Here is a 26,587-nt window from a genome sequence, read left to right as displayed (position 1 = left end):
GGGTCAGATGCGCGCCCGGTCGAGGCGCTCGATGAGGCTGGGTTTGCGTGCATGCGTTTGCCGCAACGCGATGGTGCGGGTGGTGAATGTGTCGTAGCGGTCCTCGCGTTCGGCCAGCGCCTGGAGATCGGTGAGAAGCGTGACGGCGGCGTCATACTCGGCCGGTTTCCGGGTGGCGATCATCGCCTCGACGCGCGACCACGCGGTGTCTTCCTCGTCGGCAAGTGTGTCGAGTCGTCGTTCGCGGGCCTGCAGGCGCGCCTGTTCCCGGCGTGCCTCGTCTTCGGCGCGCTCGGCGGCCAGCCGACGCGCACGGTCGGCACGTCGCCGCGCCGCGTTGTCGAGCAGGTCGGCCACGTTCCGGCGGGCTGGGATGGGGATGATCGGAGCGGTGTCGCCGCGGCAGTGTCGGTCTCGGAAGCGACGCAGCAACTCCATCTGCACCCGCGCCGCCTCACCCTGCGCAACCCGCGCCAGGAGCCGGTCCTTCTCGGTGACCTGCAGGCGAGCCACCCACACGGCGAGGTCAGCAGGGTCGTCGGTCGTCTCGCCCAGCGGTGGAGAAGCCTGAGCCGCGATCGCGATCAGATCGTCATCGAGGCGGAGAAAGTCGGCCAGCGCCCGCTGCGCGGCAGTGAGCGCGCCCAGCCCGGGCGGAACCGGTGGTTCGAGATCGTCGTCAGCATCACGATCGAAAACATCTTCATCGCGCTCCCAGGCACCATAGGCCGCCAGCCAGGCCAGATAGAGCGGCCGGAGATCACCGGCGGCGAGTTCGGCGCGAACTCCGACGATCGCCGACAGCAGGTTCTCGGGGTCGTAGTCGAAGTCAAACTCACCAGCGTGGTCCTCGCTGATGAGTTCGAGCACGATGAACTCGTCCGTGACGCGGGCACTTGCCTCGTCACCGACGCAGTAGTCCTCGACGACATCGGGATCGAGCAGCTCGCACGGCAGGCGGAACATCACCCGGTGGGTGCCCCAGTTGGCGACGTACAGGTGCGCGTCGTAATAGCGCTCCATCAGACGGCGCGGGTCACCCTTGAAGTCGCCCCAGTGGTACTCGTTCACGAAGCTGGTCGAAGAGATCCGCGCCCGAGTGGACAGCGACCGGACCGCGGCCTGTTCGTCCTCGTCCAGCGGCCGGTCGATCGCCAGGAACTCGTAGTACTGGTACTCGCTCATGGTCCGTCCAGTTCGTCGGCATCGGTGAACGGCTTCGCCCGGAAACTCGAGTCGTCTCCCAGGTGGAAGAACAGATGGCCCTCGATCGTGTCGTCGTCGGCCAGGACTGCCCAGCCGCGTCCGCTGACCTGATCGCCCTCGTCGGAACCTTCCCAGGTGAACTCCACGCCTGGTCGGTCGTCCCGCTCGACAGGGCGGCAGTCCAGCCAACCGTGGACGGCGATGAAACCGAACTGGCCGGTCCCGTTCCGGGTGAACTCGACATAACCCGGTTCGACCAGGTCGATCGCGTCGCGGTCCCAGCCACTCATCGCCACGATCCGCCATCGACCGGACATCCGGGCGCTGAACTTCGGAGCCCTTGCCATGGGGTGTCAGCGTAGTGAACTCGGTGAGATCGATGCGACGTACCGCCGTTGGACGGTGCACCGGAGAATCCCCAGTACATCAAGACCGAGGTCGACCATGTGTGTCGCGGGTGGGGATGCCGCGTTCGCGGAGTTTGGCCAGCACGGTGGTGTGGTCGACGCCCAGATGTTCGCCGACCCGTGCCAGGGACCAGCCGAGGTCGTAGAGGTGGATGGCGTCGTCGACCTGCTCGGGGGAGAGTCCGCGGCGGCGCATCGGCACGTCGTGTCGTTTGAGGATGTTGCTGACCGTCCGCCTTTCGATGCCGAACCGGTCGCCCAGTTCGTACACCGTCGCTCCGGCTTGGTAGCCGGTGATGAGTTCCTGGACCTGGTCGGCGTCGAGTTGCCGTGCCCGTCGTGGTTTGGGTCGGTCGACGGGCGGTGCTGCCGGTTCGGCGGGGTCGGGCAGCTTCCGGAGCAGGGTAAGTTCCCCCAAGGTCCACAATACGAAACACCGCCCACCTGGCAGGTTTGCCGAGGTAGGGCGGTTTTTTATTACACCTTATCTTGAGCACGCCGTCTCACCCCCGCCAAATGGGGTCACATCGCCTGCTTCAGCCATGTAACCGACCAGATGGTCCTGGCCTTGGCCCCGTACCGACGCAAGTCCATCCACACCGACGAGCTGCAGATTCCCTCGGATTAAAAGGGCACGCGGTGATCTCGGTTCATGACGGCCGTCCGCCGAACTGCCAGTTGTGGACCTCGATGTCGGCGTACCGGTCCGGGGTCAGGACGGCGCGTGCCGTGTCCGGGTCCGGTGCCCGGACCAGGGCGGCTGTGCCCAACCACCTTGTGTCGTTGTCGGACATCAGCGGCCCATACGCGATCAGCTCGTCCCGATCGGGCGGCATGGCGAGGTCGGCTGCCCGTCCCGTGCCGAGGCCGAGCACCAGGTACCGGTTGCCACCGGTGCGGCCACCGGGGAAATCCCACATGGTGCGCCCCAGCGTGTTGCGCCATCGGCGCAGCAGCACGTCTCGGTAAACGCCGGTCTGGTAGTTGGGCTCGTCGAAGGCGAACGCGCGGGCGGCGGCGGGATCTGGCAGGTCGAGGATGTGCACGCTGCCGGTGGGCGTGTCGCCGTCGCTGGCGAGGGTCGGCCCGCGGGCGATCATCTCCGTCGCGTACCGGTCCATGTAGGACCAGTGCTCTTCCAGCAGCTCTTTGCGCAGCGCCATGGAGCCGGGCCGATCGCGGTGGTAGCAGAAGAACTCCATGCCCACAGTGTCTACCCACCCTGCACCACCCCGCCCGGTACTTGATCAGATGTAGCTTGGAGCGAGCCCGGCCCCGGTCGACTGACGACGGGCCCGTGTGGCTCTCCTCTTTCTGGAGAGCTTCCATTAGGCGGCTGATGCCGGGGTGTGTTCGTCGGGTCATTCGACGAGTTCGCCGTTCACGAATCGGACGCCGGCGCGGACGAGCGCGATGAGCTTGAACGCCATGGCCCGGCCGCGCGCGAGCCCGGCCCCTTGGGTGACCTTAGTGCGGTGCCGGATGGTGGAGAAGGTGAACTCGATCGGGTTGGTGGTGCGCAAGTGCACCAAGTGCTCGGCGGGGTAGTCGTAGAACGCGAGCAGCCGGCCGAGATCGTCGGTGATCTTGGCGACCGCCTTGGGGAACTTGGCGCCGTAGGCGGCGTCGAAGGTCTTCACCGCGTCCAGGACGTGGCGGCGGTCCTCGGCGTTCCAGATCTCGGCCAAAGCCTTCTTCGCGCCGGGATGCGCGGACTTGGGCAGCGTGGCGAGCACGTTGCCGATCTTGTGGAACCAGTCGCGCAACAACACTGTCGCCGTCCTAGGCCGTCACCGCGCCCAGGCCCTCACAGCTCAATGCTCTCCAGCCGCGACGTGTCGCGATCCTCGGCGGTACTGCCCTCGGCTATCCAGATCTCTCATCCCTGGGGCGTTTCTGAAGTAGTGTGCTCCATCCTGCACGAGACCCGGTAACAAGTTCCCGGGTCTCGTGCAGATGCCGTTGCGGTACTCGTCGCTCGTCGCTCCCCGGCCATCTGGGTCACATCGACCGCTCCAGCAAGGGACCCCGAACGGGTAGCCCCTGGAGACCCAGCAGCGGGCGGACCACCTACCGCGGATCTTCACCGAACTCGACGTCGACGACCGTACCGTCGCCGTCGTCGCCTCTCGGCAACGAGAACTCCTCCCTCACCGAGGCGACCGATGACCGGCGCGTCGGGCACCTCGAACCGATTCGATCTGAAACGCCGGTCATGGCGCGGAAACGCAGCTCCACGTAGCGGGCACCCAGGGCGACGCCGGGCCGTGCGAACCGGCGAGCTGGTCGTCGTCGGTGACCGCGGAGATCCTGCTGGCTGGGGCGAAGTCGCCGATGAAGGTTCGATTCCGCCAGATGCCGAGCGTGTGCGAGCCGTCGTCGTTGAAGTACCACGCTGCGAGCAGGCCGTTCGCGTTGATGCCCATCGCGACGTTCCCCGGTGTCTTGCCCAGGACGGCACCGGTGTTCACGTCCCACTCGATGAGCTGCTCACCCTGGGTCCATGACAGGCCGACGATCCGCTCGCCCTGGTATCGCTGGATGACGAGATCGCCGTACCCGGCCAGCTGCCGGGTCGAACCGTCGGGCGACCACACCAGCCCGGGCTCGGTCACCACCCGGCCCGCGTTGTCGATGCCGACCGCTCTGCCGTCGGCGATGATCCGGTAGCTTCCGGGAGCATTCGCCGACCAGAGGATGACCTGGTAGGGCACTCGTCCATCGCCGACGTACCCCACGATGTCACCGGACTCGTTGATGGCGGTGGCAGTGGCCCGCACCCCGGGCGGGCTCGGCAAGGTCTCGTAAACGCCGTCGTGGTAACGGAATCCCGCGCTGACGTCGCTCGAGGACTGATACCCCACAACCTCGCCGCGGCCACTGATGGCGGAGAACTGGAGCGCGGCGCCGTTCGGCGGCTGCGGCATTTCGACGACCTCGCGGTTGTGCCACAGCACGTTCACGCGTTTGTTCTCCTTCCACACCAACCCGGCCATGTACCCGTTCGGTCCGGCGACGGCCACCGAGCCACCGCTGGCTCCGACGGGGACCGGCAGGTCGGAGGCGACCCAGGTGCAGGGCGCCACCGAGGGTGTGGCAGCCGCGGTGGCGGGGAGGGCGGTGGTGACGGCGAACGCGAGCGCCGCGCCGAGTACGGCGCTTAGTACGGCTTTACGCATGGAATACCCCTTGGAACGCGGGAAGCTGTCTACGAGATCACGCACGACTGGTCGCTATGGTTGCCTTGGCGACCGACGAGTGTGCGGGGATTCGGTGCACCCCGCATCCGGTCGAGACCTCAGTCGCAGGTCAGCAGGCTCAGACCAGTTCCCATGCTGCCCCTCTCCGGCGGTCCGGCGTTGTCGAGGCCGTCGGCCGCCACCAGAGACCGCAGGGGTCGAGCACGGATTCCCTGTGTTCTTCCTTCGTACGCTGTACACCCCGGCCGGAGAGGCCGAGTCCAGAGCGTCTCCGGCCGGGAGACGGCTGAAGCCGGGCGGAAACGGATGGCTGCGACGTCGGGATCGTCGCGATCGGTCGACAGGATCGTCCGGTGGAAGCTCGGACCTCGTGCGGCGGCCACGGCGACAGGTTCCACACTGCGGCCGTCGCGACGGCCATACTGGAGGCGTTTGTGAACACGAACTCGTACGGATGCGTCTCCAGATGCCGGCACAGCGACCTGGCGAGGAACGGCGGTAACGCGATCTCAGGTGCACTGCCGGATGACGACACCCGGCACGTATGTCCATAGAGGACTATCGGCAGGGCTCGGGACCGGTTCGGCGATCCTGCCCCCCGCGGCGAACCGTCGGATATTTTCGGCCGTCGGCAACCCGAAACCGGCGAATCGCTCACCGTCTGGTTCGTCAAGTTCGCCTGGTTTCCCGCGAAGCCTCGCTGAAACCGGATTGAAGCCGGAGCTACGCACGATTCCGCCTATCTGTCCACTGGGGGACACGGGAGGAACGACGATGCGTGAACGGATGCGCTCGAGAACGAGACGTTGCCTGACCCTCGCGGTCGCCGCGCAACTGGGCGCGTCCCTGTTGCTGGCCATGGCCGCGCCCGCGGCGCTGGCCGCCGGACCGTCGACGAATCTCACGAACGTCCCTTCCGTACCGGTGACGAGCCCGTCGTGGCGGACCATCGGCACCGACCACGCCTCGGCGAACGCGCTGACCGGCAACCAGGCCCTCAAACCCGCGCAGGAAGGCGCGGGCACGGCGACGGCGACGCCACTGTCACCGTCGGCGAACTGGTCGGTTTCGCCGCAGACCGGCGACTTCACCTGGTCATACCCGCTGCGGGTGCCGCCCGCGGCGGGCGGGCTGACGCCGGGTCTCGCGCTGTCGTACCGATCGTCCGCCGTGGACGGCCGGACGACGGTGACCAACAACCAGCCATCGTGGGTCGGTGACGGCTGGTCGTTGTCCTCGGGATTCATCGAGCGCATGTACGGGGGTTGTTCGGCCGACACCGAGGGCGACGCGAAGCCGCAGGCAGCGGACCTGTGCTGGCGCAGTGACAACGCCACCGCCTCCTACGGCGGCGCCGGCGGAACGCTGATCCGCGACGACGCGACCGGGAAGTGGCGGCCGCGCTCCGACGACGGCTCGCGGATCGAGCGGTTCACCGGTGCGGACAACGGCGACAACGACGGTGAGCACTGGAAGATCACGACCGTCGACGGGACGCAGTACTTCTTCGGTACCGGCAAGGAATCGACCTGGACGGTGCCGGTGTTCGGCGACGACTCCGGCGAGCCCTGCCACGGCGCGACCTTCGACGCCTCGTCGTGCGCGCAGCCATGGCGGTGGAACCTGGACCGCGTGGTGGACCGCAACGGCAACGAGATGCGGTTCCATTACACCACCGAGTCGAACTCCTACGGCTTCAACGGCAAGGACGCCGCGGTCTCCTACACCCGCGGCGGGCACCTCGACCACATCGACTACGGCCTGCGCGACGGTGTCACCCAGCCGTCCGGACGAGTCGTCTTCACGACGGCGAACCGGTGCGTGCCGGGCAGCGACTGCCGTCCGGAAGCGCCCGGCAACTGGCCGGATGTGCCGTGGGAAGCCAAATGCGACAAGGCCACCTGCCCGGACGCGCACTCGCCGACGTTCTGGACCACGCAGCGCCTGGCGTCGGTGACCACGAAGGTGTGGCGTGGCAACGACTTCGGCGACGTCGACCGCTGGGAACTGGACCAGCAGTACCCCGACCCCGGTGACGGCGAGAAGGCCGCGCTGTGGCTCAAGGGCATCAAGCACATCGGCCTGGCGGGCGGAACCGCGGAGATGCCGTCGGTGACGTTCCACGGCACCCCGCTGTACAACCGGGTCGAGAAGCCGGGGGACGGCGTGTCGGAGCTGATCCGCTACCGGGTCAGCGGGATCGTGTCCGAGACCGGCGGGGTCACCTCGATCAGGTACGAGTCGGAGTGCAGGTCCGACAACCTTCCCGCGAATCCGGAAACCAATGACAAGCGGTGCTTCCCAGTGCGCTGGGCGAAGAAGTACATGGCCGAGCGGACCGACTACTTCCACAAGTACGTGGTCTCCTCGGTGACGCGGACGGACCGGCTGCAGGTGGACGGCCAGCCGACCTCGACCTTCCCCGAGGAGACCACACGGTACGAGTACCTCGACGGCGCGGCCTGGCATTGGGACACCTCGGAGTTCACCAAGGACGACAAGCGGACCTGGAACGAGTTCCGCGGGTTCGGCCGGGTCCGCGTGCGGGCGGGCACGGCGGACGATCCGGCGGGTCCGATCACCATGACCGAGCAGCGGTTCCACCGCGGCATGGACGGCGATCACCTGCCTTCCGGCAAGCGGCAGGTCTCGGTGTCCGACACCGAAGGTGGCGTGCGCGCCGACTCCGACTGGCTGGCGGGCTCCGAATTCGAGACCGCGACGTTCGAGCGGGAAGGTCCTTCGAACCAGCCGGATCCGCCTAGGGTGAGCAAAACGATCACCGAGCCTTCGGTCCAGGGCCCGACGGCGACACGCGGTTCGTACAAGGCGTACCTCGTGCGCACCGGCGTCGAGCGCGCGTACACGGCGGTGGGCTCCGGATGGCGGCAGACGCGCACCGAGACCACCTACGACGAACTGGGTCTCCCGACCAAGGTGAACGACCTCGGCGATGTCGGCACGGCCGACGACGACCGGTGCACCCATACCGAGTACACGCGCAAGGACGCCGCCTGGCTGATGAACCTGGCAGGCCACACGTGGTCGGACTCCGTCCACTGTGGAGCGAACGTGGAGTATCCGCGGGACGCGTTGTCGGACACCAAGACGACGTTCGACCCGTTCGGCAACGCGGTGAAGACGGAGATCGCGAAGGAGCGTCCGGCAGCCGATCCGGTGTACTTCACGATCGGGACGACGACCTACGACGTGCACGGCCGCGTCGAATCGACCACGGACGCGCTCGGCCGCACCACGACGACGGCTTACACCCCGGCGTTGGGCGGCCCGGTCACCAAGACCGTGGTCACCGGTCCCGGCACGACCGCCGTCCCGGGCGGGCTGGTGACGACCACGACGTTCGATCCGGCCTGGGGCGTCGCGACCCTGATCAGTGACCCGAACTCGAGAAGGAAGGAGACCCAGTACGACCCGCTCGGCCGCCCGATCGCGGTGTGGACGCCGACCTGGACCAGGGCGGCTCACCCCGAGGTACCGGCCGTCCGTACCGCGTACCTGGTGCGCGGGGACAAACCGACCGTGGTCACCTCGACCAGGATCGGCCCGACCGGCGCCGAGCATTCCTGGACCACGATCTACGACGGGCTGCTGCGCGCGCGGCAGGTGCAGCTGCCCGCGATCGGCGGCGGCCGGCTGCTCACCGACACGCGGCACGACTCACAGGGCCGCGCGTGGAAGACCACCCAGCCGTACTACAACGACAAACCCGTCGACGACGCCCTGTGGGTGGCGTCCGATGTGGACGTCCCGGGACACACCCGGTCGCACTTCGACGGAGCCGGACGTGCCGACGCGTCGATCTACTTCGCGGGCGCGTTCGAAAAGCGGCGGACCACCACCGCGTACTTCGGCGACCACGTGGACGTCACCCCGCCCGCCGGGGGCACGCCGACCTCGACCTACACGAACGCGCGCGGCCAGGCGGTCGAGCTGCGCCAGCACGACGGGCAAGGCGGGTACGACTCGACCCGGTACACCTACGACAAGGCGGGCCGGACCGCGACGATGACCGACCCTTCGGGCGCGGTCTGGCGATTCGGGTACGACTTCCTCGGCCGTCAGACCACCAGTGAGGATCCGGACAGCGGCACGATCACGAAGACCTACGACGACGCCGGGCAGATCCTCACCGCGCGGGACGCGCGGGGTGAGGTGCTGGCCTACAGCTACGACGCCCTCGGTCGCCCGACGGCGAAGTTCTCGGGCTCCGTCGGCGGGAAGAAGCTGACGGAATGGACGTACGACACGGTGACGAAGGGCAAGGGAAAACCCGCGTCGTCGACCTCGTTCGTGGACGGAAGGGCGTACACCTCGAAGGTGCTCAGCTACGATCCCGCCTACCGGCCCACCGGGACGTCCGTGATCATCCCGGCCGAGGAAGGCCTGCTCGCGGGAACATACAACTCCTACACCGGGTACAACCCGGACGGGGGCCTGTCCAGCCAGTCGTACCCGGCGGCCGGTGAGCTGCCCGCGGAGACCGTCAGCTTCGGATATCACGAACTCGGGCCGTTGGCCACCAGCTGGGGCGGTTACGAAGGCTCGACCGTCGAACTGGTGTCGGCGACCGACTTCACCCGCTACAGCGAGGTGCAGCGGGTCACCCTGGGGAGCGGGACGAAGCGGGTCTGGCTGTCGCGGTACTACGACGACAGCGACCGGCGGCTGACCCGGTCCATCGTGGACGCCGAAACGCCGTCGCCGATGCTGTCCGACCTGCACTACCGCTACGACCCGGCCGGTTCCATCACGTCGATCGCGGACAAGTTCAACGGCGATGTCCAGTGTTTCCGCATGGACGGCCTGCAGCGGCTCACGGAGGCGTGGACGCCCGCTTCGGCATGCGACGCCGATCCGTCCGTGGCGGGTCTGCGGGGCCCGGCGCCGTACTGGCAGTCGTTCACTTACGACAAGGCCGGCAACCGGGCAACGGAGACACAGCACGCCGCCGCGGGCGACGTCGTCCGGACCTACACCGGTCAGGTTCCCGGGCACGCCCACGCCCTCGGCTCGGTGACCGGGCCAGGCGGTGTCACCTCGTACGCCTACGACGCCGCCGGGCAACTCGCTTCGCGGACGTCAGGTGACGTCGCGGAGACGTTCAAGTGGAATGAGACGGGCAAGCTCGCGTCGGTGGCGAAGGGAGACAAGGCGACCTCGTTCGTGTACGGCCCGTCCGGCGACAGGCTGATCCGACGCGACCCGACCGGGACGACCTTGTACCTGGGCAATCAGGAACTGCGGCTCTCGGCGTCGGGTGGCAACCCCACGGTCACCCGGTACTACGGCCACGGCGGCCAGGCGATCGCGATGCGCCAGGGTCGCGGAGCACTGACGTGGCTGGCATCGGATCACCAGAGCACCGCGCGGACGGCTGTGGACTCCGGCACGCTGGCGGTCACCAACCGACGTCAGCTGCCGTTCGGCGGCCCGCGTGGCGAGGCGTCGGCCTTCCCGGGGGAACGCGGGTTCGTCGGCGGGACCAAGGACGCGAGTACCGGCCTGACCCACCTCGGCGCCCGGGAGTACGACCCGGACACCGGCCGGTTCATCTCGGTCGACCCCGTGCTGGACGCGGGGGATCCGCAGCAGCTCAACGGGTACGCCTACAGCAACAACAGCCCGATCACGAGGAGTGACCCGTCCGGTCTGCTGTCCTGCCCCGACGGCGACTGCCGGAACGGTAAGAGCGGGTCGCGAGCACCGGCGAAGTCCACGCCCGCGCCGCCCGCGCAGGCGCAGCCCGTCACTCCTTGGGGAGCGCCCGCACCGGCTCGGCGGACGACGCCGTACAAGTCGGGAGTGGTGTCCCGCAAGGACCAGGAGGACGTCACGTTCTGGCAGATCCCTATCGAGTCGTACGTGATCGACACGGTCTGTGGCGGAAGTCCGCCCAAAGCGGTCGCGGCGGGCAACCTCGAATGCATGGCCGCCAACGCGTGGCGCGAGAACAACGTCACCAGGGCCATCGTGAAGGAGGACATCAGGAAGCAGCGAGTCAAGGAGGCGTCCGAGAAGACGGGCATCGCGCCGCCGCCGTACACCCCGGGTGGAGGACTGCTGTTCTCTTGCGTGTCCGGATCCGCCGGTCAGGGCATCGTCCTCGGTGTCGAGACCTGCATCGACTCCAGTGGCGACATCACGGACGGCTGGAAGATCGGCTTCGGCTTCACCACCGGTGTCGCGATCTCGAACTCGCTCAAGTACGCGGTCGATCAGAAATCCATGGGCGAAGCGGCCGGACCGGCGCTGTTCGTGGAAGGCAGCCTCTTCGCCTTGGACGGGTCCGTGTCGCGCAGCGTCGAGGACTACACCTGGGACGACCGCAAGCAATGGATCTGCTTCGGGATGACTGAAGACTGTCCCCAAGGGGCCGACCGGACCTGGGCGAAGATGACGGACAAGTACACATTCGGAGGTGGCGCGGCCGCGCTCGAATGGAATCGCCGCAATGCGCCCCAGTTGGATATGAACTGGAAAGGCAAAAAGATCGGTTGGTCACTCACCGCCGGGTTCGAATGTTCCTGGCTGCGGTCCGCGCCCGGCTACCGCTGTACCGGCTGACAACCGGCGAACCTCCCATCCCGGGCGATCCGGACGTACTCTTCCGACCACGGGCACATTGCTCGATCCGTGAGTGATGTGCCCGTGGAAGGGGAGAAGCAGTGGAAGGATCCGGTCTCGGTTTCGGAATCCTCGGCCCGCTCGAGGTGACACGCGACGGTCTGCCGGTGGCGGTCGGCGGACCGAAGCTGCGCGTCGTCCTCGCGGCGCTGCTGCTCCGGGCGAACGCGACCGTGTCCTTGGACGAGCTCGCCGAGGATCTCTGGGGCGAACACCAGCCTCCGACCGCGCGCAAGGCCGCCCAGCTCCACGCGTTGCGCCTGCGCCGGGTGCTCGGCGACAACGCCATGATCGAAACCCGCCCCGACGGCTACCTGATGCGCCTCGAACCGGCGCGGCTCGACCTGCTCCGGTTCCGGCAGCTCGTCGGCCGGGCGAAGACCGCGGAACCCGAAAGGGAACGGGAGCTCCTGGCCGAGGCGCTGGCCTGCTGGCGTGGCGACGCGCTGTCGGACGTCCCGGCCGAGTCGTTTCAGCGCGAAGCGGCCGTCCAGCTCGGCCAGGAACGGCTGCGGGCTCGCGAGCGCTATCTCGAAGTCAGCCTCGAGCTGGGCAAACACGTCGAGATCATCGCCGATCTCGGCGCCCTCACCCGCGAGAATCCCTGGCGGGAATCGTTGTGGGCGCTGCTGATCCTCGCGCTGCACCGATCAGGGCGTAGAGCGGACGCGCTGGAGACCTACCGGACCGTGCACCGGATGCTCACCGACGAGCTGGGCGTCGAGCCGGGCACGCAGCTGCGCGCGGCCCATCAGGAGGTCCTCACCCAGCCGGACGACCTGCCCGTCACTCCCCAGGCGGGCTGCCAGCTACCGGCCGACCTGCCCAGTTTCTCCGGGCGGACGTCGGACCTGGAGACGTTGGACGGGTTCCTGGCTTCGGCGCACCGGACCATGGCGATCGTCGGTCCCGGTGGCATCGGCAAGACCGCGCTGGCCGTCCAGTGGGCTCACCGCGTCCGCGACCGGTTTCCCGACGGTCAGCTGTTCGTCGATCTGCGCGGTTACGCGTCGACCTCACCGGTGTCGAAGACCCAGGCCCTCACGCTTTGCCTGCGCGGCCTCGGTGTGTCGGGCGGGCAGGTGCCGGTGACGCTCGACGAACAGGTCGTGCTCTACCGGTCGCTGCTGGCCGGACGCCGGGTACTCGTGGTGCTCGACAACGCCGCCGACGCCGATCACGTCCGCCCGCTGCTGCCGCCGAACTCGGGTTGCGTCGCGCTGGTGACCAGCCGTGGCGACCTGCGTGGCCTGACCGTCCTCAACGACGCCCAGGTGCTGAGCCTCGACGTGCTGACACCCCCGGACACGCGAGCGCTGCTCACCCAGCTGCTCGGCGAGGACGTCGTCGGCGCCGAGCCCGGAGCCGTCGACCAGTTCGCCGATCTCTGCGGGCATCTGCCGCTGGCGCTGCGGATCGCGGCGGCGAACCTGGTCGGCGGGAAACACGCGTCCGTCGGGAGCTATGTGGCGACGTTGCGGGCCGACCGCCTCGCCGAACTGGCCATCGAAGGCGACCCGGACATCGCGGTACAGGCCACGTTCCAGCTCTCCTACCAGGCGCTGGACGAACCCGCCCGGCGGGCGTTCCGGCTGCTCGGGCGGATACCCGGCCCGTCCTTCACGTTCGCGGCGGCCGTCGCGCTCCTCGGCCCGGCCGAACGGACACGCCGGTGGCTCGACCGGCTGGTCTCGGCCAATCTCCTGGCCCGGCGCAGCGCCGACCGCTACCAGTTCCACGATCTGCTCCGGGAGTTCGCGGCCGCGTGTGCCCGGGACGACGAGCCATCGGGCGAGCTGGCCGCGGCCGATATCCGGTTGTACGACCACTACGCCGGCACAGCGGCCGCCGCGCACGAACGTCTGTTTCCGCTGGTCCGCAGGCTGCTGCCGACGGATCCAGTGGCCAGGGACGTGTTCGACGGTGACGAAGCGGCGATGCGCTGGCTCGATGAGGAGCGGCCGAACCTGGTCGCCGCCGCCGAGCGCGCGGCCATCTCTTGCGGGCTCCGCGGCTACTGCCGGGAGCTGGCCGACGCGTTGCGCGGCTATTTCTCCGGCTGCGGATACGCCGCGGACGGCTTGGCGCTGGCGAACGCCGCGCTCAAGGCGGCGGACGCGGCCGCCGACACGCGAGCCAAGGTCGTGGCGCTCGCCTTGCGTGGGATGATCGCCTACAACGTCAGCGACTACGACGACGCCGTGGTCCAGGTCACCAGCGCGCTGGGGCTCTGCGGCCAGGACCAGGTGGCGGAGGTGGAATGCCGGCATTTCCTCGGCCGGGTGTACGCGCAGCTCGGGAAGCCGCATGAGGCGAAGCGCCACCACGAGCGCGCGCTCGCCGTCGCACGGCGGATCGGCGATGAGCGGACCGAGGCCAGGGAGATCAACTACGTCGGCGTCGCCCTCCTGTCTCTCGGGCGGATCGACTCCGCGATCGCTTGTCACACAAAAGCGGTCGAACTCAGCTCACGAATCGACAACCACCACATCTCGCTGATCGCCCTGAACGGGCTCGGCCTCGCTCACTGGACCGCCGGACGGCTCCCCGAAGCCGCCGAATACCACGAGGAAAGCGTCCGGCTCTGTAAACAATGGGGCCTGCGGCATTACGGCAACGCGGCACTGGTGTGCCTGGCCGAGACCCTTTGCGATCTCGGCCGGTACGCCGAAGCCGACGACGTGGCCAGGGAGGCACTGGTACAGGGCCAGGAGGTCGGCGAACGCCGCCTTGAAGCCGGCGCGCTGGAAATCCTCGCCACCGCCGCCCGGCGCCGCGGGCGGTTCGCGGAAAGCATCGAAGGCTACACGGTGGCGCTGGGACTGTCCCGGGCGATCAATTTCCGGTACGGCGAGGTGTCGATTCTCATCGGCCTCGCCGCCGCGCATCGCGCCACCGGCGATCCCACCGGCGCCGTCGCGCACGCGGAACTCGCGCTGACGAAGATGAACGAGACCGGAATGCGGGTCCTCGAATGCGCGGCGCTGACCGAACTGGCCGCCGCCCAGCTGGGCTTGGGCGACCTCGACGCGGCGAACCGCCAGGTCGAACGCGCGCTGAAGATCGCGCAGGAAGACGGCCAGCGCCTGAGCCAGGCCCGCGCGCTCCTGGTTGCCGAAAAGATTCGCGACATCAACGGAGAAGCGGCCGCGGCGCGGGAGAACCGGACGTCCGCGCTGGCGATACTCCGGGAGCTGGGCGTTCCGGAGTCCGAGTGAGTGGCGATAGAACCAAAGGTGTTTCAGGTACGTACTGAATGTGGCAGCAGTTGGTCGCAGGTCCGTGAAGGCCTCCTGCGTTACGTGCGGCGATTCGGGCGCTGGTGGCGAGGGACCCGATTGCGATGTCCCCAATGTCGCATCTGACCAGCCGTTATGCGACTCCGCGCTGGTCGAGCGGGAGACGGAGGGCTCGTCACGGTGGCCTGACTCCTTCTCGACTGTCCACAGGGGACACTTCGGGGTGAAAGCGCCCGATTCGGATGCGCCGGCGACTCATTCGGTGCGCCCAATGTGACATCGGAGACGCTCAGCGTCCCCAATGCCACATTGGGCGCGGCATCGCCACCTACCCCGTTCGGAGATCCAGCTCGAATCACCAAGAGCGCAGTTATACGACTTTGCCGAGACCCCGACCTTGAAGGTAGGGAAGGAGGCCTTCACGGACTACGCGATCGCCATCCGCAGCCTCAGCAACACAACCAGCCCCAGCAGTCACAGCCGCGGCGCGTGAAGGACCCCTTCACGCGGCTCAGCCGAGGAAACTCGACCTTCACACCTTCCCAAGTACATGAAGGCCCCCTTCCTTGCGCCTGGCGCAAGGAAGGGGGCCTTCATGTACTTCAAGCGAGCAAGAGCGGTTCACGACCCCGAATCGGTCCCGCCTGTCAGACCGCGGCCGGTGCCGCGCGGACCACGTAGCCCAGCTGTCCGCGTACGGTCTGTCCTTCACAGTTCGCCTCACCGGAGACGAACAGCTCGCCCGCTGACGCGCCGAAATTGAGCGCGCACTGGTAGAGCGGGATACTCGGCAACCCGGCGGGAGGCTGTGTCCAGATGTAGCCCACGTCGCGGTAGACCGTCTTCCCTTCACAGGCGGCGTCGAGAGACAGGAACCGGTCCGTACCGTCCACACAGGACTTCACCAGCTGGGTGCCCGGCTCGTTCGACATCGCGAGCAGGCCGTACGTGCCCTCGTGGCGGTACCCTGGTGGCGTACCCCGCGTCGAGACGTCGTGCTCGCCGATCCGCGGGTGGTAGTACCGGGTCAGCGGCGCGTACGCCAGGAGATATCCGATCAGGACGTCCACCTGCTGGCCTTCACAGTCGGCCAGGTAGGCGTCGAACCGTTCTCCGTTGTGCAGGCACCGGTAGAGCGGAACCGTCGCGGCCCCGGCGGGTTTCGCCGAGTACACCCAGCCGAGATCCGCGAGTTTCGTCTTGCCCTCGCAGGCCGGATCGGTCGAGGTGAACGCGTCGGTCTCCCCGAGCAGGCAGCTGTACACCCGGCGCGTTCCGGGCCGTTCGGCGGTGAGCATCATGCCGAGCGACTTCTCGAACCGGTAGCCCGGCGGCAGTTCGCCCGCCTTGCCGTAGAGGTCACCGCCGAGGAGCACCGTCCGGTGGTCACCGCCGGTCCGGATGAACCGGCCGAGCTGGCCACCCGCCGGCTCGGGCCAGCCCGCCCGCTTCCGGAGCTCGTCCGGGGAGACCACGCCCATGTCCGTGGTCACCTCGTCGATCGCACCGGGGAAGAACCCGTCCGCGACCCGGTTGGCCTTGCCCCTGCCGATGGTGAAGCTGCCCCACGCCGTCCACAGCAGGACGTTTTCCTTGGTGCCGACGTGTTCCCCGTTGACGTACAGCCGCAGCTGCCGCGCCGGGTAGTCGTACACCCCGGCGAGATGTGTCCACGTGTTCAACGCGGGCGGCTGCAACGAGTTCGCGTAGACCAGCGGCGTGTGGTTCGCCCCTTCCGAATCCTCCGTCGCCGCGCCGAAGATCCACCGGTTCACCTCCGGCCGGTACTGGAGGACGAAACCGCTGTGGGTGGCGCCGTCCTGGCCGAGCACCGTGGCGACCTTGTCGCCCCTCGTGAGGCGTGCCCACGCGGCGACGGTGAAGCTGTCCCGCATGCTCACGCCCGGCTTGGTGCCCTGCGCGTAGGAGTTGCCGTCGAGCTGCAGCGCCTTCCCGGTGATGCCGTCGGGGTAGGTGGCGGTCCCGGTCACGGCCATGTGGTTCTGCGCCCACGAGTAGTCGCGCGGGGTGCCGTCGTCGAACCTCCAGTAGCCGTGCGACGCGGGCGGGATGTCGTCGTGGACCCGCCGGACCTCGCCGTCGGACAACGCCTTCCCGTACGCCCTGACCTCCTCGATGCCGCCGGGGAAGTAGCAGCCGTCACCGCCGTTCCACCGGCACCTGCCGATGGAGAACTTCCCGGGTGCCGCCGGGATCGTGATATCCGACTGCATTCCCGACAGCACGCCGTTGACGTACAGCCGTACCTGCTTCTGCGCGGCGACGTACGTCATCACCAGATGCGACCAGCCGCCCACGTTCGCCGGTTCGCTGGAAAGCACGGTTCGCAGCTCCGGGTTGTTCTGGTCGGCCTTCGGTACCACCACGCCCCACGTCTTCGAGCCGTGGTCGTACTGCACGTGGAACGCACTCACCTGGCCCGCGTCCTGCCCGAACACGGTCGCGTAATGCGTGCCCGCCTTCAGGTACGCCCACGCGGCGACTGAGAAGTCCCGGCCGGTGTCTTCGACCACCGGCACGGCGGTCTCCGCGTATCCGGCACCACCGTCGAACCACCCGGTGTAGCCGTCTCGCCCAGGGTTCCAGCCCGCGCCGCCCCGCAGCGTCGCGGTCAGGCCGCGGCCGCCGGAATCGGCCGCCGTGGTTCCGGTGCTCTCGTTGAACTTCCAGTGTCCTTTGTCCGCGGCGGGCAGGGTCGTCGAACCCTCCGCCGCCGGATAGCCGCGGTACAGCGCGGAAACCCGCTCGGCGGTCAACGAGCCACCGTACATCCGGACGTCGTCGACGGACCCCTTCCAGAACCCCTTCGCTTCACCGCCCTCACGGCCGCGGCCGATCTGCAGCCCACCTGTGGCCTGCCAGGCGGTGAGCAAGGTGCCCTCGCCCTTGCGGGTTCCGTCGACATACAGGTGGATCGACTTCGCCGTGGCGTTGTAAGTGCCCGTCAGGTGTACCCACCCCGTCAGGTCGCTGGGAATGACGTCCACCGAGGCCTTGGTGATCGTGCCGTTCGCCTCCGGCATCTCGAACACCCAGTTCCCGGGATGCCCGTTGTCGTCTTCGAGATGACCGAGCCGGAACTTGCTGGCGGGCCTGGTGCTGCCGTCGGGGGCGACGCCGCCATCCTGCGAGACCGCGCTGAACATGCAGCGCGAGGTGACGTCGAGATCGCATTCCTTACCGGTCATGCGAACCCACGCCGACACACTGAAGCTCGTGTCGGTGCGGACGTCGACGCCACTCGTCGAGGCGACGTCGTCGACGCCGTCCAACTGGACGGCGTTGCCGACCCGCCCCGGTGCGAAGGTCGCCCCGCCCGACAACGTCGCCTGCCGTGCGCCCACGGCGTCACCGCTGGTGACCCCGGAGCCGTCGTCGAGGGTCCAGTTGTGCGCCAGGCTCAGATCCCGCCCGGCCATCGTCAGGATCTCGCCCGCCGGCAAGGCCCGGCTGTAGACCGAGACATCGTCGATGGCGCCCGGGAAGAGCTCGAGATTCTCGTTCCCGCCCCACTTCGACCGGCCGATCTGCAAGGGCCCGTTGAAGTCCGCGCCGTCGAGATGGATCTCCGAACCGGCCAGCACACCGTTCACGTAGAGCTCGATCCGCTGCCTGCTCTTGCTGTACACCCCCGCGAGATGAGTCCAGACCCCGGGCTGCGCGGCGCCGCCCGCCACGTGGTCGATGAGGGCGTCCGGCGCGTCGACCTTCGAAACCGTGAAGTCCCACCGGCCGTCGGGCAGCAGGCCGAGGTCGAACCCGCTGGCCGTCTGGCCCTGCTGGGAGACCACGGTGTGGTGCCCGTCGATCTTGTCCAGTTTGGCCCACGCCGTCACGGTGAAGCTCTTGTCCGTGTCCACCACGCTCTGTGTGGTGGCGGCGTGGCCGCCGTTGAGCCGCAGCGCGAGGTCCGCCGGGTCGGGCATGCTGGTCTGCCCGGCGGTCCAGTCCCCGGTGCCGTTGACCGTGGCGTTCACCTTTCCGTTGGCGTCGTCGGGGTTGCCGTCGAATTTCCAGGTACCGGCGGTGACGTTGTCGCGGCTCACGAGCCCACGGACCTCGTCCTGCGAGATCGCCCGGTTGTAGGCGCGGACCTCGTCGATCGTGCCGGGGAACCGCTGCTCCGGAACCCCCTTGAGGACCGCCTGCCCGATCCGGAACGCGTTCTTCGCCTGCCACGGCGTGACACGGGTGGACTCCCCGATCAGCTCGCCGTCCACATACAGCCGGATCTTGTTCTCACCGGCGTCGTAGGTACCGGTCAGCTGGGTCCACACTCCCTCCGGCGGCTGGGTCGACGTACCGACCCAGTTGTACCCGGCCGGACTGTCCGAATCGGACTGCGGAAAGACGAAGGTCCACTTGCGGTTCTGGTACTGCAGGCAGAACGAGCAGATCCGGTCGCCGTCCTGGCTGAGCACGGTGTACGTACCGTCGTCGGCCCGGTCGAGTTTGACCTGCGCGGCGACCGTGAAGCTCTGGTCGGTGCGCAGCAGCGGGCTGTTGGTCGAGACGACGTCGTCGATCCCGTCCAGCCGGACCCCGCCCTTCACCGCGCCCGTCGTGGTGAAGGCCGCGCCGTTCTGCAGCACCGCGTCGGCGCCGCCCTCGACGGAGTTCCGCGCCGTCGTACCCGAGGTCTCGTCGAACCTCCAGTGCGCCACCTGGACGTCGCCCGCCCCGACCAGCGCCGAGACCTCGGCAGCGGTCAGCGCCCGGTCGTGGATCTGCACGTCGTCGACCCCGCCCGCCCAATGGTCGACGCCGGTGTTGGTGCCCCAGACCGTGCGGCCGATACGCACCTGACCGGAGGCCCAGTCGGGTTTCGCCGTGTGCGGTGTCGTCGCGGCGAGCGTCCCGTTGACGTACAGCTTGATGTGCTTGGCCTCGGGATCGTAGACACCGGCGAGATGGGTCCAGGTGTTCAGCTCCGGCATGCCGATCGCCGAGGTGGCCATCGGCACGCCCTTGTCCGAGGACGTCGAGTTGGGCACACCGAAGACCCAGCGGGAATTGCTCCCGTCGGCCTCGGCCCGGTGCCACAGCACGAATCCGGGGAACATCGCGCCGTCCTGGCTGACCACCGCCCTGGCGTGGTCCTTGCGGTTCAGGTTCACCCAGGCCGAGACCGTGAACGCCGCGCTGTTGCGGATCGCGTTCGGCGCGCTCACGTGGTCGTCGACGCCGTCGAGCCGCACCGCGGCACCGACCGCGCCCTGTCCGGTGAAGGTCGCGCCGCCGTTGAGCGAGCCGTGCCGGTCACCGAGGAAGGCCGAGTCGTTCGGGTTGCCGTTCAGCGCCCAGTGCGCCAAGGGCCCGTTGCCGGCACGGACGTACGTGCGGTACTTCCGGATCGGGCCCTTGTGTCCCGCACGATCCACACTGCGGACGTAAAGGGTCTGCGGCCCGTCGCCGGGCGGTGCCAGGCGGACCCGCGCGGCGCCGCCGCGCGTCTCGGCGACGATCGGGGTGCCCGGCTCATCCCACCAGTCGTACAGATAGTGGTCGACGTCGTCGACTCCCTGGGAACCGAAGACGAACTCACTGAACACGCCGGGTCCGCCGTGCCAGCGATTGTCCTCTGTGTACAGTTCGCTGGCCACCGTCGGCTCTACGGTGGGTGGCTCCCGGTCGATGGCGAACCGCGTGCCGCTCGCCGCACCACTGGACGCCGCACCGTCCGAGGCGTGCAGCCACCAGTTCATGGTCTTCCCGTGCCGCTTGCTGAGATCGATACCGGCACTGTGGATCGAACCGCTGGTCAGCATGTTGGCGTCCCACGCGGTCTCCACCCCGTCGTGGATCCGCCACTGCGCGCGGACGTCGTCACCGTCCGGATCGGACACCTGGGCCTTCAGCGTGATCCAGTCGTCGCCGACGTAGGGGATCCCGCCACAGTGGTGGCACGGGGCCTTCAGCGGCGGATCGGTGGTGAGGTTGCCCGGCACGTGCGGCGTGCGGTTCCAGGTCACCTTCAGTTTCATGTCCGGCGGGTTGTACTTCCGCCACGCGGACTGGGCACCCGAGTCGAAGGCCTTGAGGAAGTACACCGACGAACGCGCCTTCTTGATGTGCTCGGTGGGCACACTGAACCCGGCGTTCTTCCAGCCCGTGCAGTTCGTGTGCACGCCGGGCACCTTGCTGGAAGCGGCCCGGTTGCCGCCGAGGCGGTTGTTCCAGTTCATCCCGCTCCACAGGAGCCGGTCGTCGCCGATGTGGTAGACGTCGTGCCAGGGCTCGTTGCATTCGGGACCGGACACCACGACCCCGGACATCGTGATACCGAGAACATCCTTGTCCCACAGGAAACTTGTGTCGTATTGGAAGTACGCCCATGCTTCGCCGATGTTGTTGCAGTAGCTGTCCGGGTAGTCACGCGGGCATTGACCCACCTGCGCGTAGGTGCCATCGCCGCTGGTGCCCCAGTACTCGTCCTCAGGCTTGCCGGAAAGCACAGTGGCCCAAGCGGTCTTCTCGTGCGTCCGAAGCGTCGGGTCGACGACGACCGGGAACGTCCGCGCCGGGTCAGCCAGGAATTTAGCGTCCGGCACCAGTTCCAGCGCACCGTCCACAACGGACACCGCGATCGGCGCCCGCTTCCCCGCCGCGTCCCACATGACCGACGGCGGGGCGCTGAACAGCTCGGCGCCCGCCTCGTCGAGCACCCGCAGCGCGCCGTCCTTCCCGGCGGTCACCTTCAGGCCGTCGGCCCGGATCGTCATCCGGATCGACTTGAGCGCCGGGTTCTTCGCGGCGGGCTCGTCCTTCAGCGTGAGGTGCTGCCGGAAACCATCGCGGTCGGCGTACATCACCAGGTCGGCGCCAGGGAACACTTCGGGATAGGTCACCTTGTCGCCCGCGACCACCGGCGCGGGCAGATCGCCCGGCCAGTACAGCGAAAGCGACTTGCCGTCCCGGCGGAGCGTGGCCAGTGGCGCGGTCTTCCCGCCGCCGGACAGCGACAGTTCACCCTCGGCCGCCTTGGGGCCGAACGAACCGTCGGCGCGGCGCACCACCGCGGTGTCGATCGGCACCCACTTGCCCGCGACCTTGGTCCGGACCGGGACCGGGGTCAGTTCGGCGGTCAGCGTTCCCTGTGGGTTGGCGAAGACCTCCCGGTTCGCGGTGCGCTCGCCCGCCACCTCGACCCTTGTCCCCTGCGCCCGCGCGGCGGCCATCGCCGAAACCGCGTCGGGCGCTTCCGCGACGGATGCCGGTCGTGCGGGTATGACCGGGCTGCTCCCCGCGACGACGACCACCATCGAACCCACCAGAGCGGTGACCGCCGTGGCGATCACTGTGCGACGTAGCCGCATTGTTCCTCCCACCAGGTACGGAGCGCAGATCCGCAGGCCCGCGACGGTGGGATCGTGCGTCCATCCGGCTTCAGCTCGGCTACACCGCGACTTCACCCCCCGAGGGGAGTCGTCGCCAGGACACGGGCGGGGGTCGGCCGGCACGCTCCAGCACCTGGTGGAAGGTCATTTCGTGAGCTATTTCCGGAAAGGGGAACAGGTTGGGAGATCATGCCCGAGCTGGAAATCAGGGTCCTCGGTACCCTTGCGGTCCCTCGCCGTGCCGGAGTCCCGCGCGAAGGCCTGTGAGGTCAGCGTGCGGTGGGCAGGTAGTGCGGTGTCTTCCGGGCGTGGGTGGCCTGCTCGAAGGCGTAGGCGTAACCGAGCAGGGACGCGTCGGTCGCGCGGGTGCCGAGGAACGAGATGCCGATCGGCAGGCCCGTCCGGGCGAAGCCTCCCGGAACGGTGATGTGGGGATACCCGGCTGCCGAGGTGCTGCGGGTGCTGCTGACGAAGGGGCTACCGCCGCCGCTGAAGATCGGCCCAGCGGGCAGGTCGGTGGCCGTCACGATCGCGTCGAGGCGGTACTTCTTCACCACGGCGTCGATGGAGTCCCGGGCCTGGCCGGTCGCGGCCGCCCGGTGAGCACGATACGCCGGGTCGTTCACGTTGCCGTCGGTCTTGTCGGCCATCTCGAGCATGTCCTGCTCGAAGCCCGGCAATTCGATCGCGGCGTGCTTCTTGTTGTAGGCGATGAGATCGGTCAGGTTCTTGGGATGCCCGCCCGGGGTCGCCGCGAGATAGCCGTTGAGGTCGTGCTTGAACTCGGTCAGCACGGCGGGCAGCAGATGCGGCTGGACCATTCCGACGACGTCGGGGACATCCGCTCCTTCGACGACTGTCGCTCCCAAGGCGCGGAGCCGCTGAACAGTGGACTCGAAAACCCGGTCGACATCGCGGTCGATTCCCTCGTGCCCCTTTCGCCACACACCAATTCGCTTGCCGCGCAACGAATCGCGATTGAGCATGGTGCGGTAGTCGGCGGGCAGGGCGCCCGCGACCGGTGCCGTGGCCGGATCCCCCGCGTCGGCTCCCGCCATCACCGCGAGGGTCAGCGCAGCGTCGGTCACCGTGCGGGCGATGGGGCCGGGGGTGTCGTGCTGGTTCGTGATCGGCACGACACCGCCACGGCTGACCACCCCCAGCGTGGTCTTCACGCCGACCGTCGACGTCGCGGCGGACGGGCACACGATCGACGAGTCGGTCTCCGTACCGATCGTCACCGTCGCCAGCCCGGCCGCCGCCGCGGCCGCGGAGCCGCTGGACGAACCGCACGGACTCCGGTCGAGGACGTAGGGGTTGCGAGTCTGCCCACCGACGGCGCTCCAGCCCGGGATCTGCCTGGAGCCGTAGAAGTTGGCCCACTCGGACATGTTCGCCTTGCCGAGAATGACCGCGCCCGCCTCACGCAGACGCTGGACCAGGAACGCGTCCTTGGCAGGCTTCGCCGTAAGCAACGCCGTCGAACCCGCCGTGGTGGTCTGCCGGTCCGCGGTGTCGACGTTCTCCTTCAGCAGGATCGGGATACCTTCCAGCGGCCCCCGCGCCTGGTGCGCTCGGCGGCGGCTGTCGCTCTGGCGCGCGAGAGCGAGCGCGTCCGGGTTCGTCTGCACCACCGCCTTCAATCGTGGGTTCACAGCGTTGATGCGATCGAGGTAGCCGCGGGTGAGCCGCTCGGAACTCAGCAGCCGGCCGTCCATGGCCCGCTGGAGATCCGGGATGGTCAGCCGGTCCAGAACAGTGCTCATCTCCGAGGCTTGGAGCGAGGTCGTGCGATCGTCGGCGTGCGCCGACGCCGGCAGCAGAAGACAGACACCTGTCAATGCGGCCACGATCCCACGCCGTCGTGTTCGAGCTGACGAACGCATCGTTTCCTCCTTGTTCGGGCGCCGTTCACGGCGCCCCGAAATGGTGAACTTTCTGACGCGTGGATCGATTTCCTGCCGCGTGTACCGGCTCCAGTCCGGATAGCTGAACCTTAAGCCGTCCGACGGTGTGAGGCGATGGCACCTGCTGCCCTTTCGGGGTGGGGTCAACCCCACCTTGTCCACAATGGAACCCGTTCACCAGGGCGGCACGCGCGCTGGGTCATCCGGCCAGGCGATCACACCGATCCCGATATGTCGCCGAGTGTCAGGCAAATGCGATGACGAAGTTCATCGGTATGAGCGGACACCGCCGACAAGGAGTTCACCTGGGCAACTCCGAGGGGGCAAGATGGTTCGCCGGCTCTGGAACGGAGTACGCCGGCGAAGAGATGACACGTCCACACGACAACTACCACCCATGGCTGCCGCCACCAGGCCCTCTCACACCAATTTCCTGGAGCAGAGAACCAGATGATCAAGCTGAAGCTCGTTCGCAGGGACCGCAGGACAACCGCTCGACGCGGTGAACGCTCTTATCGCCATGGGTGGCGAGTCCTCCGAACTTCCACCACGCGAAGCAGCCCAGGCCCGATGTTCGGCGGCGGATAGCCCGATTCAGGGCAACGGGACACGCCAGGTCACTCTGGTCCCGCCACCCGGCCGGGCCGCGAATCCCGCGCTGCCGCCGCAGCGTTCCGCCCGCTGCACGAGGTTGGCAAGTCCGCTGCGCCGCCCTGCTCCGGAAATACCGACCCCGTTGTCTGTGACCTCGATGACCAGTTCACGATCCGCCTCGACGCCGATGCCGATCTCGTCGCCCCCGGAGTGACGGACCGCGTTGCTGAGTGCTTCGCGCACCACCGCCTCCGCGTGTTCGTACAACGCCGGCGAAACGCGCGTATCGACGGCGCCGTCGATACGGACCGACGTGGTCACCGTGTCTTCACCGGTCAACTCGGTGACCACGTCCAGCAAACGCCGCCGCAGGGTTTGCGGCTCGCCCGAGCCGGACGTGTGCAGATCGAAGATGGACGTCCTGATCTTCCGGGCCGTCCGATCCAGTTGCTCCACCCCATTCGCGATCCGGTCCCGGGCGAACTCGTCCGGCACACTCGATAAAATGCTCTGCAGGCTCATCCCGATGGCGAACATCCGCTGGATGACGTGATCATGCAGATCCTGCGCGATCCGGTCCCGATCGGCGAAAACGTCCAGCAAACGCCGGTTACGCTGCTTCTCGTCGAATTCAAGGGCGACGGCCGCCTGGCCGGCGAACGAGAACAGCAGGGGGATCTGCTCCCAGTCGAACTGCGCGGCACCTTTCCCACGCCCGGCGAGCAGCACCCCGCCGTCCCCTGCCGTGCTGGTCAATGGCACGACCACGCCAGGGCCGGTGAGAGAGGGCTCATCCTCCGCCGGGAAGACGGCGCCAAGATCCGGGATGAGACTCACCCGCCCCTCGGAAAAGACCTCGTCGAGCACCGGATGGGCGCGGGGTGTCGAGGTGTTCAGCAGCGGGCCGATCCGGTCACCCACCGTCGAACTCACCGCCAGTGACCGCGCCTCGCCCGCCTTTGCCAGAAGAATCGTCACCCCGTCGGCTTCGGCCAGCTCCCGGACACACTCGCCGATCAGGTCAAGCGTGTCGGTCACCGAAGCCCCGCCGAGCAGCCCGCCGGTGACCTCGGCGACCGCCCCCAGCCACCGCTCCCGCATCCGGGACCGCTCGAACAGGCGAGCGTTGTCGATCGCCACCCCCGCCGCGGCGGCCAACGCCTGGATCACGACCTCGTCATCGGCGGTGAACTCGGCCGCGTTCCGCTTCTCTGTCAGATACAGGTTGCCGAAGACCTCGTCCCGGACCCGGACGGGTACACCGAGGAAACTGCGCATCGGCGGATGGTTCGCGGGGAAGCCGACCGACGCCGGATGCGCCGACAGATCCGGGACCCGCACCGGATACGGCTCCTCGATCAGCAAACCCAGCAGGCCACGTCCCTCAGGGAGGTGCCCCATCATCGCGCGGGTCTCCGGGTCGATACCCACATAGACGAACTCGGAAAGGCCATCCTCGTCACCAACGACACCGAGGGCGCCGTATCGGGCGTCGACCAGCTTCGCCGCGGCCTGGACGATGCGTTGCAAGGTGGCGTCGAGCTCCAAGCCGGTCGCCACCGCGACAACCGCGTCAAGCAGCCCTTGCAACCTGTCGCGGGTCTTGACGATCTCCGATAGCCGCTCCTGAACCTCGCGCAGCAACTCGTCGAGCCGCAACCCGGTCAGAACGGCCGCACTCGGCTGCGGATCAACCCCGCTCGCTTCCGGTTCGGACGACATCGAGGGTTCCTTTCCCCGACAATCTCGATGACAGCCTCTGTCGCCTCCAACGTGCTCAGCCTTCCACCGCGAGCCTGCCCTGCCAAGAGGCCACGATCGCGCCCGGCGACGGTCCTCCGGACGTTGCGACAGCTCACTGACCGGACGGACGTGCCCCGCGCTTCCCAGCGCGAAACGGCCGTGTGGCGCGTGGGGTGTCCGGCCTCTCCGGGACAGGCCGTCCCAGTCGGAGTCTCGTGACCAGACACGGAGGGCCCTTGGCAGACCCGGAGTGGGACGTTCGTCCCTAACGAGACCGCACGAGACAGG

10 protein-coding genes and 1 pseudogene are annotated in these 26,587 nt (G+C 68.1%); 2 read left to right on the top strand and 9 right to left on the bottom strand.

Annotated features, from left to right (window positions below; all coding sequences use genetic code 11):
• Positions 1–3: 3 nt before the first annotated feature.
• The 6 genes and pseudogenes from AC0685_RS33110 to AC0685_RS33085 all read right to left on the bottom strand — a co-directional run bounded on the left by AC0685_RS33110 (position 4) and on the right by AC0685_RS33085 (position 4,792).
• A complete protein-coding gene (locus AC0685_RS33110; protein WP_478229102.1) occupies positions 4–1,185 on the bottom strand; it encodes a hypothetical protein in 1,182 nt (393 codons plus the stop codon).
• Positions 1,182–1,553 (bottom strand): hypothetical protein, encoded by a 372-nt coding sequence (locus AC0685_RS33105; RefSeq protein ID WP_478229101.1) that lies wholly within the window; start codon positions 1,551–1,553, stop codon positions 1,182–1,184. The genes AC0685_RS33110 and AC0685_RS33105 overlap by 4 nt, the downstream gene beginning before the upstream one ends.
• Before the next feature lie 79 nt (positions 1,554–1,632).
• The gene (locus tag AC0685_RS33100; protein WP_478229100.1) at positions 1,633–2,031 is read right to left on the bottom strand and encodes a hypothetical protein; all 399 of its coding nucleotides are present in this window, start codon (positions 2,029–2,031) and stop codon (positions 1,633–1,635) included.
• A 232-nt stretch (positions 2,032–2,263) separates the two neighbouring features.
• Positions 2,264–2,815 (bottom strand): YciI family protein, encoded by a 552-nt coding sequence (locus tag AC0685_RS33095; protein ID WP_478229099.1) that lies wholly within the window; start codon positions 2,813–2,815, stop codon positions 2,264–2,266.
• A gap of 159 nt (positions 2,816–2,974) precedes the next feature.
• Positions 2,975–3,376: pseudogene (locus AC0685_RS33090) on the bottom strand (transposase); the annotation flags it as partial.
• A gap of 450 nt (positions 3,377–3,826) precedes the next feature.
• Positions 3,827–4,792 carry a hypothetical protein gene (locus AC0685_RS33085; protein WP_478229098.1) on the bottom strand — a complete coding sequence of 322 codons (966 nt, stop codon included), beginning with the start codon at positions 4,790–4,792 and terminating at the stop codon, positions 3,827–3,829.
• 795 nt (positions 4,793–5,587) lie between these two features.
• On the opposite strand from AC0685_RS33085, the gene AC0685_RS33080 reads away from it, so the two are divergent.
• Together AC0685_RS33080 and AC0685_RS33075 are read left to right on the top strand one after the other, a co-directional pair.
• Positions 5,588–11,398 (top strand): RHS repeat-associated core domain-containing protein, encoded by a 5,811-nt coding sequence (locus AC0685_RS33080; protein WP_478229097.1) that lies wholly within the window; start codon positions 5,588–5,590, stop codon positions 11,396–11,398.
• 101 nt (positions 11,399–11,499) lie between these two features.
• Positions 11,500–14,676 carry an AfsR/SARP family transcriptional regulator gene (locus AC0685_RS33075; protein WP_478229096.1) on the top strand — a complete coding sequence of 1,059 codons (3,177 nt, stop codon included), beginning with the start codon at positions 11,500–11,502 and terminating at the stop codon, positions 14,674–14,676.
• Between the two features lie 668 nt (positions 14,677–15,344).
• On the opposite strand, the gene AC0685_RS33070 is transcribed toward AC0685_RS33075, so the two are convergent.
• The 3 genes from AC0685_RS33070 to AC0685_RS33060 form a co-directional block, all read right to left on the bottom strand.
• Positions 15,345–22,034 (bottom strand): LamG domain-containing protein, encoded by a 6,690-nt coding sequence (locus tag AC0685_RS33070; protein WP_478229095.1) that lies wholly within the window; start codon positions 22,032–22,034, stop codon positions 15,345–15,347.
• 290 nt (positions 22,035–22,324) lie between these two features.
• Positions 22,325–23,905 (bottom strand): amidase, encoded by a 1,581-nt coding sequence (locus tag AC0685_RS33065; RefSeq protein ID WP_478229094.1) that lies wholly within the window; start codon positions 23,903–23,905, stop codon positions 22,325–22,327.
• Between the two features lie 651 nt (positions 23,906–24,556).
• A complete protein-coding gene (locus AC0685_RS33060) occupies positions 24,557–26,278 on the bottom strand; it encodes a sensor histidine kinase (RefSeq protein WP_478229093.1) in 1,722 nt (573 codons plus the stop codon).
• Between the last annotated feature and the right edge of the window lie 309 nt (positions 26,279–26,587).

Source organism: Amycolatopsis sp. NPDC043889 (genome assembly GCF_056435645.1).
Note: the sequence above shows the minus strand (reverse complement) of the source record. Positions and strands in the feature narration are given on the sequence as shown.

Excerpts from the sequence above, each read along its gene's own strand:
- AC0685_RS33105 (WP_478229101.1), bottom strand. The coding sequence starts at position 1,553 with ATGGCAAGGGCTCCGAAGTTCAGCGCCCGGATGTCCGGTCGATGGCGG.
- AC0685_RS33080 (WP_478229097.1), top strand. The coding sequence starts at position 5,588 with ATGCGTGAACGGATGCGCTCGAGAACGAGACGTTGCCTGACCCTCGCG.
- AC0685_RS33060 (WP_478229093.1), bottom strand. The coding sequence starts at position 26,278 with ATGTCGTCCGAACCGGAAGCGAGCGGGGTTGATCCGCAGCCGAGTGCG.
- AC0685_RS33085 (WP_478229098.1), bottom strand. The coding sequence starts at position 4,792 with ATGCGTAAAGCCGTACTAAGCGCCGTACTCGGCGCGGCGCTCGCGTTC.
- AC0685_RS33110 (WP_478229102.1), bottom strand. The coding sequence starts at position 1,185 with ATGAGCGAGTACCAGTACTACGAGTTCCTGGCGATCGACCGGCCGCTG.
- AC0685_RS33095 (WP_478229099.1), bottom strand. The coding sequence starts at position 2,815 with ATGGAGTTCTTCTGCTACCACCGCGATCGGCCCGGCTCCATGGCGCTG.
- AC0685_RS33070 (WP_478229095.1), bottom strand. The coding sequence starts at position 22,034 with ATGCGGCTACGTCGCACAGTGATCGCCACGGCGGTCACCGCTCTGGTG.